We start from the raw sequence: 15,360 nt of genomic DNA on the forward strand, positions 1-15,360 counted from the left end.
CCACGTTGACCTGCTCCAAGAAACTCGCCAAATGAGACGCGCTCTTAAGGGAAAAGGAAAACCCGCACCCGAGCAAGGTAACCCCGCGCCAGCCTTCCCCAAGCCGGGACGCACAACAGCAAACTTCCTCGAGCGAGGTTAGGCCCGCGGCTGCGTGAGCGAGAGCGAAGGAGCGTCCACCGTCTAGGACTGACGCAGCGTCCGCAGGCGCCCCAGGCGCCCGCCAGGAGCGGGAGCGACGGAGCGGACACCGTCTGGACTGAGGAGACGCCCGCAGGCGCGCCAGCGCCGAGGACGCGACGAGGGAAGACGGTGTCTGAGCGCAGTCGCGGGAGCGACCGACAAACACAGCGCGAAGGAGGGAAGACGGTGGTTAAGCGACTGAACGAAGCGAACAGTCAAACACAAACCCAACTTCACAACCGGATCAGGTTCTCCAACCCCACGGTCAGCCCGGACCGCCCCAGGATTTCCCGCACCCCGAGCAGAACCCCCGGCATGAACGACGCCCGGTCCAGCGAGTCGTGCCGGATCGTCAGCGTCTCGCCTTTTCCGCCGAACAGCAGCTCCTGATGGGCGACCAACCCCGACAGCCGCACCGAGTGCACGCGCACCCCCTCGACCAACGCCCCTCGTGCACCGTCCATTTCAGACGTAGTGGCGTCCGGCGCGGCCCCCAGCCCAGCCGCCGCCCGAGCGCGAGCAACCACCCGCGCCGTGTGCGCCGCCGTGCCCGACGGCGCATCCGCCTTCCCGGCGTGGTGCAGCTCGATGATCTCCACCGACGGGTAGTACTTCGCGGCCAGCTCCGCGAACCTCATCGACAGCACGGCCCCGAGCGCGAAGTTGGGCGCCACCAAGACGCCCAGCTCCGGCTTCTGCTCGAGCCATCCCTCCACAGTGGACAACCGTTCCGCGTCGAACCCGGACGTCCCCACGACGCACTTGATGTCCTGGTCCACACAGAACCGGATGTTGTCCATCACCACGTCGGGGTGGGTGAAGTCGACCACCACCTCGGCGCCGGCGTCGGCGACGTCGAACATCCAGTCGCCCGCGTCGATCATGGCGACGACCTCCATGTCGTCGGCCGCCTCGACCGCGCGGCAGACCTCCGCGCCCATGCGCCCGCGAGCGCCGAGCACGCCGACGCGGATCGGGTTGTCCTCAGCCCGCATTCTCACCTCACCACTTCTGCCGGCACGTCGTCCGGGTGAGCGTAGGGCCCCACCACCGCCGTCGCGACGGGGCGGGCCAGCAGCCGCTTCGCGAGCAGCGCGACGTCGTCCGCGGTGACCGACTCGATCCGCTCCAGCGTCTGCTCCACGGTCAGGTAGTCCGCGTAGCTGAGCTCGCCCTTGCCGATCCGGGACATGCGCGAGCTGGTGTCCTCCAGGCCGAGCACCAGGCTGCCGCGCAGCTGCCCCTTGGCCCGGGTCACCTCGCTTTCGGTGAGCCCGTCCCGGCCGACGTCGGCGAGCACCTCGTGCACCACACCGGCCACCGAGCCGAGCCGGTCGGGCTGGCAGCCCGCGTACACCGAGAGATGCCCGGTGTCGGCGTAGGAGGCGACCGAGGAGTACACCTGGTACGCCAGCCCGCGGCGCTCCCGGACCTCCTGGAACAGCCGCGAGCTCATGCCGCCGCCGAGTGCGGTGTTGAGCACCCCGAGCACCCAGCGCCGCTCGTCGTGCCGGTCCAGGGCGCGAACGCCGAGCATGAGGTGGGCCTGCTCGGTGTCGTCGGTGTGCAGCACCAGCCTCTTGGGCTTGCCCAGGCGTGCCCGCCCGGCGCGCGGGGCACCGGGCAGGCCCTCGCCGACGAGGCGGTCCCGCAGCAGCCGCCGGGCGTGCCGCAGGACCTCGCCGTGGCTGATGTTGCCGGCCGCGGCCAGCACCATCCTGGGCATCGCGTAGCGCTTCTTGTAGAAGCCGTGCAGCGCCGTGCGGCTCATCTCGGTGATGGACTGCTCGGTGCCCAGCACCGGCCGCCCGAGCGGGTGGTCGGCGAGCAGCGCCTCGACGAACGTGTCGTGCAGCAGGTCCTCGGGGTCGTCGTCGCGCATGGCGATCTCCTCGAGGACCACGCCGCGCTCGGTCTCCATGTCCTTCTCGGCCAGGACCGCGTCGAAGACCACATCGGACACGAGGTCCATGGCCAACGGCAGGTCGGTGTCGAGCACGTGGGCGTAGTAGCAGGTGTGCTCCTTGGCGGTGAACGCGTTGAGCTCACCGCCGACCGCGTCGATCTCCTCGGCGATCTGCACCGCCGAACGCCGCTGCGTCCCCTTGAACAGGAGGTGTTCGAGGTAGTGCGCGGCTCCCGCGACGTCCTGCTGCTCGTCGCGGGAACCCACGCCGACCCAGATGCCCACCGAGGCCGACCGCACCCCGGGGACCTGCTCGGTGATCACCCGCAGGCCACCGGGTAACACGGTGCGCTTCACCACGCACCCGCCGTCGGTCCGCTCGAGGACCCGGGTGCTGCCGTTAGCCGCCAACGATCACGCCTTGGCTGGCTCGTCGGTGGTGGCGTCGGCCGGCTTGTCGGCGGCCTTCTCCTCCTCGTCGACCAGCACCAGGCTGATCTTGCCGCGCTGGTCGATGTCGGCGATCTCCACCCGGAGCTTGTCGCCGACCTTCACCACGTCCTCGACCTTGCCGATGCGCTTGCCGTTGCCGAGCTTGGAGATGTGCACCAGCCCGTCCTTGCCGGGCAGCAGCGAGACGAACGCGCCGAACGCCGCGGTCTTCACGACCGTGCCGAGGAACCGCTCGCCGATCTTGGGCAGCTGCGGGTTGGCAATGGCGTTGATCTTGGAGATCGCGGCCTCCGCGGAGGGGCCGTCGGCCGCACCGACGTAGATCGTGCCGTCGTCCTCGATGGAGATGTCGGCGCCGGTCTCCTCGGTGATCGAGTTGATCATCTTGCCCTTCGGGCCGATGACCTCGCCGATCTTGTCGACCGGGATCTTCACGCTGGTGACGCGCGGCGCGTAGGGGCTCATCTCGTCCGGCGCGGCGATGGCCTCGGCCATCACCTCGAGGATCGTCAGGCGCGCGTCGCGGGCCTGGGCCAGCGCGGCGGCGAGCACCTCGGACGGGATGCCGTCCAGCTTGGTGTCCAGCTGGAGCGCGGTCACGAACTCGGTCGTGCCGGCGACCTTGAAGTCCATGTCGCCGAAGGCGTCCTCGGCACCGAGGATGTCGGTCAGCGCGACGTACTCGGTCTTCCCGTCGACCTCGTCGGAGACCAGGCCCATGGCGATGCCCGAGACCGGCGCCTTGAGCGGGACACCGGCGTTGAGCAGCGACATCGTCGAGGCGCAGACCGAGCCCATGGACGTCGAGCCGTTGGAGCTCAGTGCCTCGGAGACCTGGCGGATCGCGTAGGGGAACTCCTCGCGCTTGGGCAGCACCGGCGCCAGGGCCCGCTCGGCCAGCGCGCCGTGACCGATCTCGCGGCGCTTGGGCGAGCCGACCCTGCCCGTCTCACCGGTGGAGAACGGCGGGAAGTTGTAGTGGTGCAGGTAGCGCTTGTGCGTCTCCGGGGAGAGCGAGTCGATCTGCTGCTCCATCCGCAGCATGTTCAGCGTGGTCACGCCCAGGATCTGGGTCTCGCCGCGCTCGAACAGGGCCGAGCCGTGAGCCCGGGGGATCAGCGCGACCTCGGTGGAGAGCTGGCGGATGTCGGTCAGGCCGCGGCCGTCGATCCGCACCTTGTCCCGCAGGATGCGCTGACGGACCAGCTTCTTGTTCAGCGACCGGAACGCGGCGCCGACCTCCTTCTCCCGGCCCTCGAAGGCGCCGCCCTCGACGGCGCCGACCTTCTCCAGGGTCTCGACCTTGATCTCGTCGAGCCGGCTCTCCCGCTCCTGCTTGCCGGCGATCGTCAGCGCCTGGGCGAGCTGCTCGGAGACCGCCGCCTCGACGGCCTCGTAGGCGTCGGGCTGGTAGGCCGGGAAGGTCGGGTACGCGCGGGTCTCCTTGGCGGCCACGTCGGCGAGCCGGGACTGGGCCTCGCAGAGCACGCGGATGAACGGCTTGGCGGCCTCGAGACCGGCGGCGACGACCTCCTCGGTCGGCATCGTCGCACCCTCGGCGACCAGGTCGAGCACGTTCTCGGTGGCCTCGGCCTCGACCATCATGATGGCGACGTCCGCGGCGCCCTCACCGACGACGCGGCCGGCGACGACCATGTCGAAGGCGGCCTTCTCCAGCTGCTCGTGGGTCGGGAAGGCGACCCACTGCTCGCCGATCAGCGCGACCCGGACACCGCCGACCGGGCCGGAGAACGGCAGGCCGGCCAGCTGGGTGGAGGCGGACGCGGCGTTGATCGCGACCACGTCGTAGAGGTCCTGCGGGTTGAGGCTCTGCACCGTGATCACGACCTGGATCTCGTTGCGCAGACCGTCCACGAAGGACGGACGCAGCGGCCGGTCGATCAGCCGGCAGGTGAGGATCGCGTCGGTCGACGGGCGGCCCTCGCGGCGGAAGAAGGAGCCGGGAATGCGGCCCGCGGCGTACATCCGCTCCTCGACGTCCACGGTCAGCGGGAAGAAGTCGAAGTGCTCCTTCGGGTTCTTCGACGCCGTGGTGGCGGACAGCAGCATGGTCTCCTCATCGAGGTAGGCCACGACGCTGCCGGCGGCCTGCCGGGCCAGCCGGCCGGTCTCGAAGCGGATCGTCCGCTTGCCGAAGTTGCCGTTGTCGATCACGGCGGTCGTCTCGTGAACTCCAGCTTCGCTGAAGTCGGTCATGTAGTTGCTCCTCGTTCTCGCGGGCGCGCACACCCCATACGGGGCGAAGGGCACGGGATTCGCGGTCCTCACGAGGCCGGTCTTCGATCGAAGTCCACGGGGCGTGGCGGCGGTGCCGCTCGCAGAACCCGGGGACCACTACCGAGGACCGGCTGACTGATCCCCGTACGCGGCGCGCATGGCCCTGGTTTTCTTGAGTTGATAGACATCGGGGGAGCGGTCGACTGCCGTGGACCACTCCCCCGATGGGGTCTATCGGCGCAGGCCGAGCCGCTGGATCAGCGACCGGTAGCGTTCGATGTCCACCTTCGTCAGGTAGTTGAGCAGCCGGCGGCGACGGCCGACCAGCAGCAACAGACCCCGACGCGAGTGGTGGTCGTGCTTGTGCACCTTGAGGTGCTCGGTCAGGTCGCTGATGCGCTTGGTCAGCATCGCGACCTGGGCCTCCGGCGAGCCGGTGTCGGTGTCATGCACCCCGTACTCGGCCAGGATGGTCTTCTTCTGCTCGGTGGACAGCGCCACGCGTGTTCTCCTCAGGGTTGATATGTGCCGTGTGACCGGCGAACCGGGAACAGAGGGCATCGGCCGCCACGGACCGCAGCCGGACCCAAACACCGAGGGTAGCAGGTGGGTCGTTAGCCCTGCTTACTGGCCAGGGTGACCCGGTCGAGCGGGGTGTAGACCGGACCGGACCGGCCCTGCTCGGGGGTGCCCTGGTCGCTGCGGAACAGCACGACCTCGCCGGCGGTCCAGGGTGCGCCGGCGAAGTCGGCGAGCGACCCGGCGGCCAGCATCCCCCGCTCCCCGCCGCCGCTGCCCCGGCGCCACCGGGCGACCGTGACGTGCGCGGTGAAGTCGAGGACGCCGGCGTTGGCGTCGGCGTTGAGCGCGCCGGCCATCGCGCGCAGGGCCGAGGCGTCCTGGGCGGAGACCGGGCTGACCCCCACCCACAGCACGCCGGGGAAGCGCCCGGCGCCGCGCAGCCGCAGCCGGGCGGCGGCGAGCCCGATGGCCTGCCGCCGGAACCAGGTCGCCCGCCGGTCGGCGTGCTCCCGGTCGCCGTAGAAGCCAAGGGTGATGTGCCAGCGGTGCGGGGGTGTCCAGGTCAGCCCGGTGTCGAGCTCGGGTTGGCCGGCACGCAGCTCGCGCAGCCGTCCGGCCAGCTCGGACCGCGTCGGTTCGGGCAGCTCGATGGCCGAGAACAGCCGGACCACGGTCAGACCCGGGTCGGGGTCACTGGGGCTGGCCCGCCCGCCGGAGCAGGTCGGCGAGCTCGGGGAACTTGCCGTTGAGCAGGCTCGCCGCCGCGGTGAGGTCCCCGGCCTCGGCGACCCGGCGCAGGGCGGCGACCGCCACCCGGTCGTTGCGGCCGATGTCGACGGGCAGGTTGTCCCGGGTGACCGAGGGACGGGAGGCGCGGACCTCCTCGAGCGCCCGCATCATGGCTTCCTTCTTGCCGGCGGCCACGTCGGGCACCAGCACCTTGCGCTCCAGCATGATCAGGCGGGCCAGGACGGCGGGGTTCCCGATCTTGGCCCGGCGGCCGGACATCACCTGGCTGAGCATGGGGGCGCTGATCCCCAGGACGTCGGCCAGGAAGGCCTGGGAGATGTCGAACGCGACGACCAGCCGGCGCACCCGGTCACCCAGGGGCTCGCCGTACCACTCGCGCTGCAGCGCGAGGTTGCGTTGGACGATCTTGTGGTCCTCCACCTTCGCCTCTCCCCTGTTTCCCGCTGACACCGGTCCGTGCCCCACAGCCCGATCTCCCAGCATCTTGCCAGGCGTTTGGGATTTCCGTGCCGATTCCCGACAGCTGTTCGCATCTGCACGGAGCGGCTCTGCCCCGAAGGGCCGAGGAACTGCGTCCGCGCAGGTCAGACCAGGAGTTCGCGGGCCCGCCGAACGTCGTCGTGCATCTGCTCGACCAGTGCCTCCGTGGACTCGAAACGCTCCATGTCGCGAAGCCGGGCGACGAAGTCGACAGCGACACGCTGCCCGTAGAAATCCTCCTCGACGTCGAGTACGAACGCCTCCACGCGCCGTTCCCGGCCGGAGAAGGTCGGGTTCGTGCCGACCGAGATCGCGGCCATCAGCGGCGCGCGGCCGGCCGCGTTCAGCAGGGAGAAGCGTCCGGCGTAGACCCCGTCCGCCGGTACCGCGGCGTACCGCGGGGTGGAGAGGTTCGCGGTGGGGAAGCCCAGCTCGTGGCCGCGGCGGTCGCCCCGGACGACGATCCCCTCGAGCCGGTGTGGGCGGCCGAGGGCGGCGGCCGCGGCGGTCACGTCGCCGGCGTTGACGCAGGCCCGGATGTAGGTGGAGGAGAAGGTGATCTCGTCACCGCCCCCGCCGGTGTCCTGGTCCGCATGCGGAACGGTGACCAGGTCGGCACCCTCGGCGACGAAGCCGAACCGCTGTCCCAGCCGGGTCAGCAGCTCGACGTTGCCCAGCGCCCGGTGGCCGAAGGTGAAGTTGCGCCCGACCACCACCGCGGCGACGTGCAGCTGCTCGATCAGCACCTCGTGCACGAACTCGTCGGCCGGCACCTTGGACAGCTCGTGGGTGAACGGGAGCACGCAGAAGACGTCGATGCCGAGCTCCTCGACGAGCTCGGCCTTGCGCCGGAGGGTGGTCAGCTGCGCGGGGTGGCTGCCCGGCCGCACCACCTCCGAGGGGTGCGGGTCGAAGGTCATCAACACGCTCGGCACCCCCCGCTCGTGGGCGAGCGTGACGGCGCGCCTGATCAACTCCTGGTGCCCGAGGTGCACGCCGTCGAAGACGCCGATCGTGGCCACACAGCGGCCCCACCCACCAGGGACGAACTCCAACCCGCGCCAGCGTTGCACGCCCCTACCCTATTCGGCCCGCCGAACCCCCGACCCGCCCGCGGCAGGTGAGATACACGACCCGCCTCACGCGGTGACGAGCACCACCAGCGAACGGCTGACCTGCCCCTCGTCCACGGCGAGCGCGATCAGTCGCGGCGAGCGCGATGTGCGACAGTGCGACGCGGCGCCACTCGCCAGCTACTGATCCTCAGTCATCGGCGTGGCCCGATGACACCCCACCACGAGGCACGCACCTTGCGCTTCAGGGCGTCCTGCGTCCTCAGGCTGATCCCGGTTGCGGTCTCGACAGCCGACAGGAGTTCCACGTCCAGTGGACGCGGAATTCGGGGGCACTCGTCCCGCAGCTCGAGAAGCTCGTTCTCCTGGGCCTTCTCCCGCCACTGTGTCGCGAAATCGACCGCCGCCCGGACAACTCTGTCGTCCACGGCCTCCAGCTCGGCGGCTTCGAACGGCAGCCCGGGAGTTTCGATCACAGGCCGCACACGACGCGAGAAGAGGGGTTCCAGGTCACTCTTCGTCAGCGTCCACACCCGGTCGGCCTCGTATGTCAGCTCGCGCGACTGGTTGAATCCGCGCACCGCCTCGATACCAACCAGGACGACGCGAACACCGTAGTCCTGGACCGTACGAACGCCCTCGCGGAGATCCTCGTCCCCGCTGACCAACACGATGTCGGTGACGGCCCGCCGTTGAGCAAGCGTGATCATGTCGCGGTAGATCAGCGCATCGACACCCTTCTGCTGGTTCTGCGCGTTCAGGCGCCCCAACCGAAGCTTCACGTCGTACAGCCCAGCTATGACCTGCTGCTCCTCGGTCCGGATTCCGTCACGTGCGGCGTCGTACCAGTACGTTCGAAGAACAGACACGCCCAGGGCACTGCGCACCCTGTTGCTCACGGAACCGACAACCGCACTTGCGTCGACGACGATGTCGCTTCTCGATCGCGTTCCGCAACACAGATGACCACCAGCCGCGTAAACGTAGCCAGCATCGATCATGATCGCAGCCCGGTCCATCAACTACCCCCAGATACAAAAAGGGCCATCCCGAGGGATGGCCCTTGACCACTCAACAGAGTGGTCATGCAAAAGCGCTCTCGCGCCCGACCATGCTGCCACCAGTGTCACTGCCCTGTCAAACGCGACGAGCGTGACGGCCGACAAGCCTGGAGCACGTCGCGGCACCGCGGCCGACCCGCCTCACGCGGTGACGAGCACCACCAGCGAACGGCTGACCTGCCCCTCGTCCACGGCGAGCGCGATCGCGCGGCCGGCGGGGTCGAACACCCCGTAGGTGCCCGCGATCCCCGCCGCCGGCAGGCGCTGGCCGCGGAGCAGGGCGGCCGCCGAGCGGTCGTCGACGTCGCGCCGCGGGAAGGCGGCGTCGACGGCCTCGTTCAGGGGGAGCGACAGGCCCGGCGCGTCGGCGAGCTTCTCCAGCGTCGTCACCACGCGCAGGTCGAAGGGGCCGACCCGGGTTCGCCGCAGTGCCGCGAGGTGGCCGCCGACCCCGAGGGCGGCACCCAGGTCGCGTGCCAGCGCCCGCACGTAGGTACCCGAGGAGCACTCGACCATCACGTCGAGCTCGATCGACTCGGGGCCGCGCCTGGCCATGAGCAGGTCGAACCGGGACACCTCGACCGGACGTGGGGCGAGGGCGACCTCCTCACCGGCGCGGACGCGGGCGTAGGCCCGCTTTCCGTCGACCTTCACCGCGCTCACGGCGCTGGGCACCTGCTGGATGTGACCGGTCAGGGCGCGGATGCCGGCGGCGATGGCCTCGTCGGCGACCGCGTCGACCGGTGCCGTCGAGAGCACGTCCCCCTGGGCGTCGTCGGTCGTGGTCGCCGAGCCGAGGGAGATCGTGGCCAGGTAGGCCTTGGTGTCCAGGGCGAGGTGCCCGAGCAGCTTGGTGGCCCGTTCGATGCCGAGGACCAGCACCCCGGTGGCCATCGGGTCGAGCGTGCCGGCGTGGCCCACCTTGCGGGTACCCATGATCCGCCGGACCCGCGCGACCACGTCGTGCGAGGTCATCCCGTCGGGCTTGTCGACGACGACGAGTCCGGGCGGCACGACGACACGTTGCTTTACCGAGGTTGGGGGCACCGCGCCATTATTCAAGGCGCGCCGCTCAGGCGGGGGCCAGGTCCCACGCCCGGCGCCGGATCCGCACCGGGACCTCCTCACCGCGCGCGGCCGCGTCGAACACCGCCGCCCGGGCCCGCCGCCACCAGACCGAGGTCCGCCACAGCCCGCCGAGCAGCACCACGACCACCGCCAGCAGCGCCAACCGGTAGGCGGTCCGCGGGCCGAGCGGGTCGAACGCCGAGAGCAGCAGCCCCACGGCGAGCGCGGACACGGTGATCGCGACGAACCCGCCGACGTTCACCACGCCGGTCGCGGTGCCCACCCGCCGCAGCGGGTTGTAGTCCCTGGCCAGCGCGAACGCGATCGTCGATGCCGGTCCGCCGAGCGAGAGCAGCGCGAACCCGGCGACCAGCACCAGGCCCGGAACCCGGCCGCCCGGCCAGCCGAGCAGCACCGCCCACACCCCCAGCGCGGCCGTCAGGTAGCCCATCACCAGCGGGGTCCGCCACTCCGGCCACCTGCCGATCGCGGCGCCGACCAGCGGCCCGCCGACGACCTGCCCGACCACCAGGATCCCGAGCAGCAGCCCGGCGGCCGGCTCGCTCATCCCCTGCGCCCGGACCAGGTACGGGAAGCCCCAGAGCAGGCCGAGCATGGCCGGCGCGAACATCGTCGAGAAGTGCACCCAGAAGCCGAGGCGGGTGCCCGGTGTCGCCCACGCTCCGCGCACCTGGCCCAGCACCGACCGCAGCGACTGGGTCGCGTCCGGCTCGGCGACCGGCGCGCCGTCGCGCACCCGCAGCGCGAGCACGACCGCGTAGAGCGCGGTGGCCCCGCCTGCGACGGCGAAGGTCGCCGTCCAGCCCACGTTCGCCAGCAGCACGCTCAACGGGACGGTGGAGACCAGGTTGCCCAGCGCCCCGAGGGCCGCGGTGAACGAGGCCAGCACCGCGTAGCGCCTGGCCGGGAAGTGCGTGGCGACCAGGCGCAGCACGCTGACGAACGTCATCGCGTCGCCGACCCCGAGCACGGCCCTGGCGAGCAGCCCGAGCGGGTAGGAGGTGGCGACGGCGAACAGCAGCTGCCCCAGTCCCATCAGCACCGCGGCGGCGGTCAGCACCCGGCGCGGGCCGAACCGGTCGACCAGCAGCCCGGTCGGCACCTGCATGAGCGCGTAGACGCCGATCTGCAGCACGGTGAACGTGCCGAGGGCGGCCGGTCCCAGCTGGAACCGGTCCGCCGCCTCGAGGCTCGCCACCCCGAGCGAGGTCCGGTGGAACACCGCCGCCAGGTAGACGAGGACGGCGACGGCCCAGACGGCCAGCGCGTGCCGCGCCGGCGCCTGGATCCGCGGTTCCGGTCGGGTGCCCGGGGTGTGCTGCACGACACTCCATTCGAGATGGTGAGGTCAGGTTCCACCCGTTACAGCGGCAGGAGTCCCCGCATCGTTAGCCTTGCTAACCGTGCGATCGGCCACATCACTGAAGCCGAACCGCTCGTGCACGCGCCGCAACGGCTCCGGCGCCCACCAGTTCGCCGAACCGGCCAGCCGGACGAACGCGGGCAGCAGCACGCCGCGGATCACCACCGCGTCGACCAGGACGGCGACCGCCATACCCAGGCCGATCATCTTCAGGTACACCACCCCACCCGTGGTGTACACCGCGAACGACAGCGCCAGGACGACCGCCGCGACCGTCACAAGTGGACCGCTGCGCTGCAGCCCGAGCGCCACCGCGGCTTGACTGTCTCCTGTGGACAGATATTCCTCGCGGATCCGGGAGACGACGAACACCTCGTAGTCCATCGAGAGCCCGTACACCACGCAGAACATCAGCAGCGGGATGCTCGACTCCAGCGTGCCGGTCGCTGTGAAACCCAGGAGGTCGGCGAGGTTACCTTCCTGGAACACCCAGACGAGCACGCCGAACATCACGCCAAGGCTGAGCAGGTTCAGCACCGTCGCCTTGAGCGGCAGCAGCAGGCTCCCGGTCATCAGGAACAGCACCGCGAACGTCAGCACGAGGACGAGCGTGAGCACCAGCGGCAACCGCTCGGTCATCGCGGCGCGCCAGTCGGTCATCGCCGCCGGGTTCCCGCCGACCAGCACCTCGAACGGGGCCGGTACCGCGCGCACCGCCTCGACCAGCGCCGCCGGGTCGCCGGCGAGCGCGGCCTGCGTCGGGATCGCCGCGAGGTAGGTGCCCCCGTCCGCGGTGAACCTGTCGGCGCCGGGACCGACGCGCTCGCCCCCGGCGAAGGAGCCGGCCGCCGAGTCCACCTGCGCGATGCCCTCCACCCGGGACAGCTCGGCGGCGTACTCCGCGACGTCGGCCTCCCCGTCCGGCGCGACCAGGTAGAGCGCGTCGGACTCCTCCTGCCCGAAGCCAGCGCGGATCTCGTCGGCTGTCACCCGTCCCGGCGCGTCGGGCGGCAGGATCCGGGCGTCCGGCATGCCGAAGCGCAGGCCGAGCACGGGCGAGGCGACGACCAGCACCGCCACCAGCGCCAACCCCCCGGTCAGCACCGGACGCCGCATGACCGCCAGCGCCAGCCGGTACCAGCCACCATGCTCGCCCCGGCGTCGGCCGGGTCGCCGGGGCAGCGCACGCGGACCCAGCACGGCGAGCGCGGCGGGCAGGACCACCAGCGCTCCGGTCACCGCGGTCAGCACCACGAACGCCCCCGCGTAGCCGAAGGACCGCAGGAACGACAGGGGGAACAGGGTCAGCGCGAGCAGCGAGGTGGCCACGGTGATGCCGCTGAACAGCACCGTCCGTCCCGCCGTGCGCACCGCGGTGGACACCGCGCCCCCGACGTCCGCGCCGCCCTCCAGCTCCTCGCGGAACCGGGCGATGACGAACAGGCAGTAGTCCACCCCCAGCGCGAGCCCCATGACCAGCGCGATGTTGGCGGCGAACGTGGACACCGGCGTGAACGCGGCGACCAGGCGCAGCAGCGCGAGCGTGCCCAGGATCGAGAACACCCCGACGCCCAGCGTGACCGCCGCCAGCGCGAACCGCCGGTAGACCAGCAGCAGCAGCACCAGGACGAGCGGGATCACGACGAGCTCCGCGCGCAGGAAGTCGGTCCTGGCCTGCGCGCCGATCTCGCGGAACACCACGTCCTGGCCGCCGGCGGCCACCCGGATGCTCGCCGTCTCCCGGGTGAACCGCTCGGCCAGCTCGCCGACCAGGGCACGAGCCGCGTTCACCTCCCCCGGGACCCGGGCGAGGACCAGGCCGGCCGTGCCGTCCTCGCTGCGCAGCGCGGGTGACCCCCCGCGCGACCAATACGAGCCGACCTCGGCCACCCCGGGCTCCGCGGCGAGTTCGGCGGTCAGCCGCTCCCCCTCGGTGCGGATGTCGTCGACCGTGCCCTGCCGGGCGCTGACCAGCAGGACCAGGTTCGGCGGCCCGGTGTGGAACTGCTCGGCGAGCACCGCCTGGGCCTGGTCCGACTCCGAACCGGGCGCGTCGATGCGGGACAGGGACAACGCGCCGAGGGCGCCCGCCGCGTACACGCCGGCCAGCAGCGTGAGCAGGACGGCGGCGGTGAGCACGGGCCGCCGTCGGCGAGTGGTGAAGCGGCCGAGGCGAGCCAGCACGGAACGGGACACAGGGGACTCCAGGGACGTGGTGAAGCGGTAGTCTGACCGAGAAACACGAGCGATCGCTCGCATGAGAAAGTACGAGCTTTTGCTCGCATTTGTCAATCCCGGAGGAGCCATGCCCGAACGCAGGCGCCAGGCACGGGGCGAACGCCGGATGGCCCAGCTCCTGGACGCCGCGGCCGACGTCTTCGCCGAGAACGGCTACGCCAAGGCGACGACCAACGCGGTGGCGGCGCGGGCCGGGGTGTCTCCCGGGACCCTGTACCAGTTCTTCGCGAACAAGGAGGCCCTGGCCGCCGGCCTGGCCGAGCGCTACCGCTCCGCGCTGGCGCAGGCCCACGAGCAGGCGTTCGACCCGGGCTTCGCCACCCTGCCGCTGCCGGAGCTGGTCGACCGGATGGTCGAACCGATGATCGCGGTGAACCTCGAGAACCCGGGGTTCAAGGCCCTGTTCACCGCCGCGGACATGCCGGCACACGTGGCGGCGCCGGCGCGGGAGCTGCATGCCGCCGTCGCCGGCCGCATCGGCTCGGTCATCGCCGCCCGCCTACCGGACCGGCCCCCCGAGGACGTGCACCGAACGGCGGTGGTGGCCACCCAGATCTTCGGCGCGCTGCTCGGCACGATCCTGTCCGCGGACGGGGACCGGGACCGGTGGGTGGCCGAGCTCAAGCAGGCGCTGATCGGCTACCTCGCCGCGTTCGAGAGCGGCGGGGCCTGAGCCCGCGCCGACGGACGGGAAATTCCGGGCGACCAGAGAACGTTATTTTCGAAGAATAATCTGCGGCACACCACCGGCGCATCGGTTGTGATTTTTTCGAATTCCTCTCGGTGCGGCCATGTGGCGACCCGGGGTATCACCAATCCAGCTGAGCGAGTAGGATAATTTTTGTACCCGGACCTCGGTGACGAGATTTTTCCGGCGAGCTCATCCGAATTATTTCCGCAGGCGCACCGCGCCGACGCGGATCACCGCTACTGTTTACAGGAAATGAAGTCGTCATGAGACGCATCAGTACCATTGTCCAGGCCCTGCTAGGGGTTACCGCCACGACCACGGCTCTGGTCGTGCTCGCCCCGGCGGCGCAGGCCATCACGATCCCGGTGGCGTGCGGCGAGAACGCTCTGGTCGCGGCGGTGAACCAGGCCAACTCCACCCCCACCTCCGACACCCTCGTGCTGGCGGGAGGCTGTACGTACGGCATGACGACCAGCCACGGAGGGCCCTCGAACGCGCTGCCGGTAATCACCACTCCGATCGAGATGGTCGGCCCGGCCACGGTCACCAACGCCTCGCTGCTGGGCCTCGGTCTGTTCCGGATCGCCGAAGTCGGTCCGACCGGCAGCCTCACCCTCACCACCGGCGTCGCGTTCACCCGCGGCAACGTGCTCGGCAACGGGGGCGGCATCCTCAACCGCGGTGCGGTCACCCTCACCGGGAGCACCCTGACCGGCAACACCGCGTCCGGAAACGGCGGCGGCCTGGCCAACGTGGACACCCCGAACGGCACCGCGCCCGCCGCGACGTTCACCAACAGCCCGCTGTCGGGCAACACCACCCTGCTTGGCAACGGCGGCGCCCTCTACAACGGCCTGCGCGGCACGCTGACGGTCACCGGAGTCTCCGGCAGCCCGCTGTTCATCACCGGCAACAGCGCGGGTCGGGGCGGCGGGATCGCCGCGGTCAGCTCCACCGCGACCACCCTCACCCAGACCGCCGTGACCAACAACCACGCGCTGCTGACCCTGGGAAATTCCGGCGGCGTCCACCGCCAGGGTGGCACCATGACCACCACCAACTCGCCCATCACCGCCAACACCGCGAACAACTGCGTCGGCAGCGCTCCCGCGGTCCCCAACTGCACCGGGTGACCACTGCTGCTGCCCATTGACACCAAAATTCAACCAGCACGACCCCCGCCGGATCACCTCCGGCGGGGGTCGGCTGTTTAAACCATTGCGGCGGACATTTGTGAAACCGATGAAGTTTTGAAGAACAAAACGGAGGCTAGTGTCGTGAGTCGTTAATTCGTTCGCAGTATGCGGCGAGGG

General features: G+C 70.6%; 13 protein-coding genes. 2 read left to right on the plus strand and 11 right to left on the minus strand.

Annotated features, from left to right (window positions below; genetic code table 11):
- Positions 1 to 416: 416 nt before the first annotated feature.
- From dapB to BU204_RS36550, 11 genes are all read right to left on the minus strand, one after another.
- Positions 417 to 1,178 carry a 4-hydroxy-tetrahydrodipicolinate reductase gene (gene dapB, locus BU204_RS36500; RefSeq protein WP_075130361.1) on the minus strand — a complete coding sequence of 254 codons (762 nt, stop codon included), beginning with the start codon at positions 1,176 to 1,178 and terminating at the stop codon, positions 417 to 419.
- Between the two features lie 2 nt (positions 1,179 to 1,180).
- On the minus strand, positions 1,181 to 2,500 hold the full coding sequence (locus BU204_RS36505; RefSeq protein WP_075130362.1) for a M16 family metallopeptidase: 1,320 nt from the start codon (positions 2,498 to 2,500) through the stop codon (positions 1,181 to 1,183).
- A 3-nt stretch (positions 2,501 to 2,503) separates the two neighbouring features.
- Positions 2,504 to 4,759 (minus strand): polyribonucleotide nucleotidyltransferase, encoded by a 2,256-nt coding sequence (locus tag BU204_RS36510; RefSeq protein ID WP_075130363.1) that lies wholly within the window; start codon positions 4,757 to 4,759, stop codon positions 2,504 to 2,506.
- A gap of 252 nt (positions 4,760 to 5,011) precedes the next feature.
- On the minus strand, positions 5,012 to 5,281 hold the full coding sequence (gene rpsO, locus BU204_RS36515) for a 30S ribosomal protein S15 (RefSeq protein ID WP_075130364.1): 270 nt from the start codon (positions 5,279 to 5,281) through the stop codon (positions 5,012 to 5,014).
- Between the two features lie 113 nt (positions 5,282 to 5,394).
- On the minus strand, positions 5,395 to 5,973 hold the full coding sequence (thpR, locus tag BU204_RS36520; protein WP_158073572.1) for an RNA 2',3'-cyclic phosphodiesterase: 579 nt from the start codon (positions 5,971 to 5,973) through the stop codon (positions 5,395 to 5,397).
- 19 nt (positions 5,974 to 5,992) lie between these two features.
- Entirely contained in the window at positions 5,993 to 6,472 is a 480-nt protein-coding gene (locus BU204_RS36525; RefSeq protein WP_075130366.1) for a helix-turn-helix domain-containing protein, read from the minus strand.
- Positions 6,473 to 6,636: 164 nt separating this feature from the next.
- The gene (locus BU204_RS36530; protein ID WP_075130367.1) at positions 6,637 to 7,605 is read right to left on the minus strand and encodes a bifunctional riboflavin kinase/FAD synthetase; all 969 of its coding nucleotides are present in this window, start codon (positions 7,603 to 7,605) and stop codon (positions 6,637 to 6,639) included.
- A 194-nt stretch (positions 7,606 to 7,799) separates the two neighbouring features.
- Entirely contained in the window at positions 7,800 to 8,606 is an 807-nt protein-coding gene (locus BU204_RS36535; protein ID WP_158073573.1) for an NYN domain-containing protein, read from the minus strand.
- 201 nt (positions 8,607 to 8,807) lie between these two features.
- Complete coding sequence (gene truB, locus BU204_RS36540; protein WP_075130369.1) at positions 8,808 to 9,680, minus strand: tRNA pseudouridine(55) synthase TruB; 873 nt, start codon at positions 9,678 to 9,680, stop codon at positions 8,808 to 8,810.
- A 58-nt stretch (positions 9,681 to 9,738) separates the two neighbouring features.
- Positions 9,739 to 11,079, minus strand: a complete 1,341-nt coding sequence (locus BU204_RS36545; protein WP_408608081.1) for an MFS transporter — start codon at positions 11,077 to 11,079, stop codon at positions 9,739 to 9,741.
- A 24-nt stretch (positions 11,080 to 11,103) separates the two neighbouring features.
- Positions 11,104 to 13,314, minus strand: a complete 2,211-nt coding sequence (locus tag BU204_RS36550) for an MMPL family transporter (RefSeq protein WP_233161033.1) — start codon at positions 13,312 to 13,314, stop codon at positions 11,104 to 11,106.
- A 109-nt stretch (positions 13,315 to 13,423) separates the two neighbouring features.
- Here BU204_RS36550 and BU204_RS36555 point away from each other — a divergent pair, with 109 nt between their 5' ends.
- Complete coding sequence (locus tag BU204_RS36555) at positions 13,424 to 14,029, plus strand: TetR/AcrR family transcriptional regulator (RefSeq protein WP_075130370.1); 606 nt, start codon at positions 13,424 to 13,426, stop codon at positions 14,027 to 14,029.
- A gap of 281 nt (positions 14,030 to 14,310) precedes the next feature.
- Positions 14,311 to 15,180: a hypothetical protein gene (locus BU204_RS36560; protein WP_143230018.1), complete on the plus strand. Its 870-nt coding sequence runs from the start codon at positions 14,311 to 14,313 to the stop codon at positions 15,178 to 15,180.
- The last annotated feature ends 180 nt before the right edge of the window (positions 15,181 to 15,360 follow it).

Origin of the sequence: Actinophytocola xanthii (genome assembly GCF_001921205.1) — a bacterium.
GTDB classification, from domain to species: Bacteria; Actinomycetota; Actinomycetes; order Mycobacteriales; family Pseudonocardiaceae; genus Actinophytocola; species Actinophytocola xanthii.

What these genes read in the sequence shown, in the direction of transcription:
- dapB (WP_075130361.1), bottom strand. Translation starts at nt 1,178, where the DNA reads ATGCGGGCTGAGGACAACCCGATCCGCGTCGGCGTGCTCGGCGCTCGC.
- BU204_RS36510 (WP_075130363.1), bottom strand. Translation starts at nt 4,759, where the DNA reads ATGACCGACTTCAGCGAAGCTGGAGTTCACGAGACGACCGCCGTGATC.
- BU204_RS36535 (WP_158073573.1), bottom strand. Translation starts at nt 8,606, where the DNA reads ATGATCGATGCTGGCTACGTTTACGCGGCTGGTGGTCATCTGTGTTGC.
- BU204_RS36555 (WP_075130370.1), top strand. Translation starts at nt 13,424, where the DNA reads ATGCCCGAACGCAGGCGCCAGGCACGGGGCGAACGCCGGATGGCCCAG.
- BU204_RS36560 (WP_143230018.1), top strand. Translation starts at nt 14,311, where the DNA reads ATGAGACGCATCAGTACCATTGTCCAGGCCCTGCTAGGGGTTACCGCC.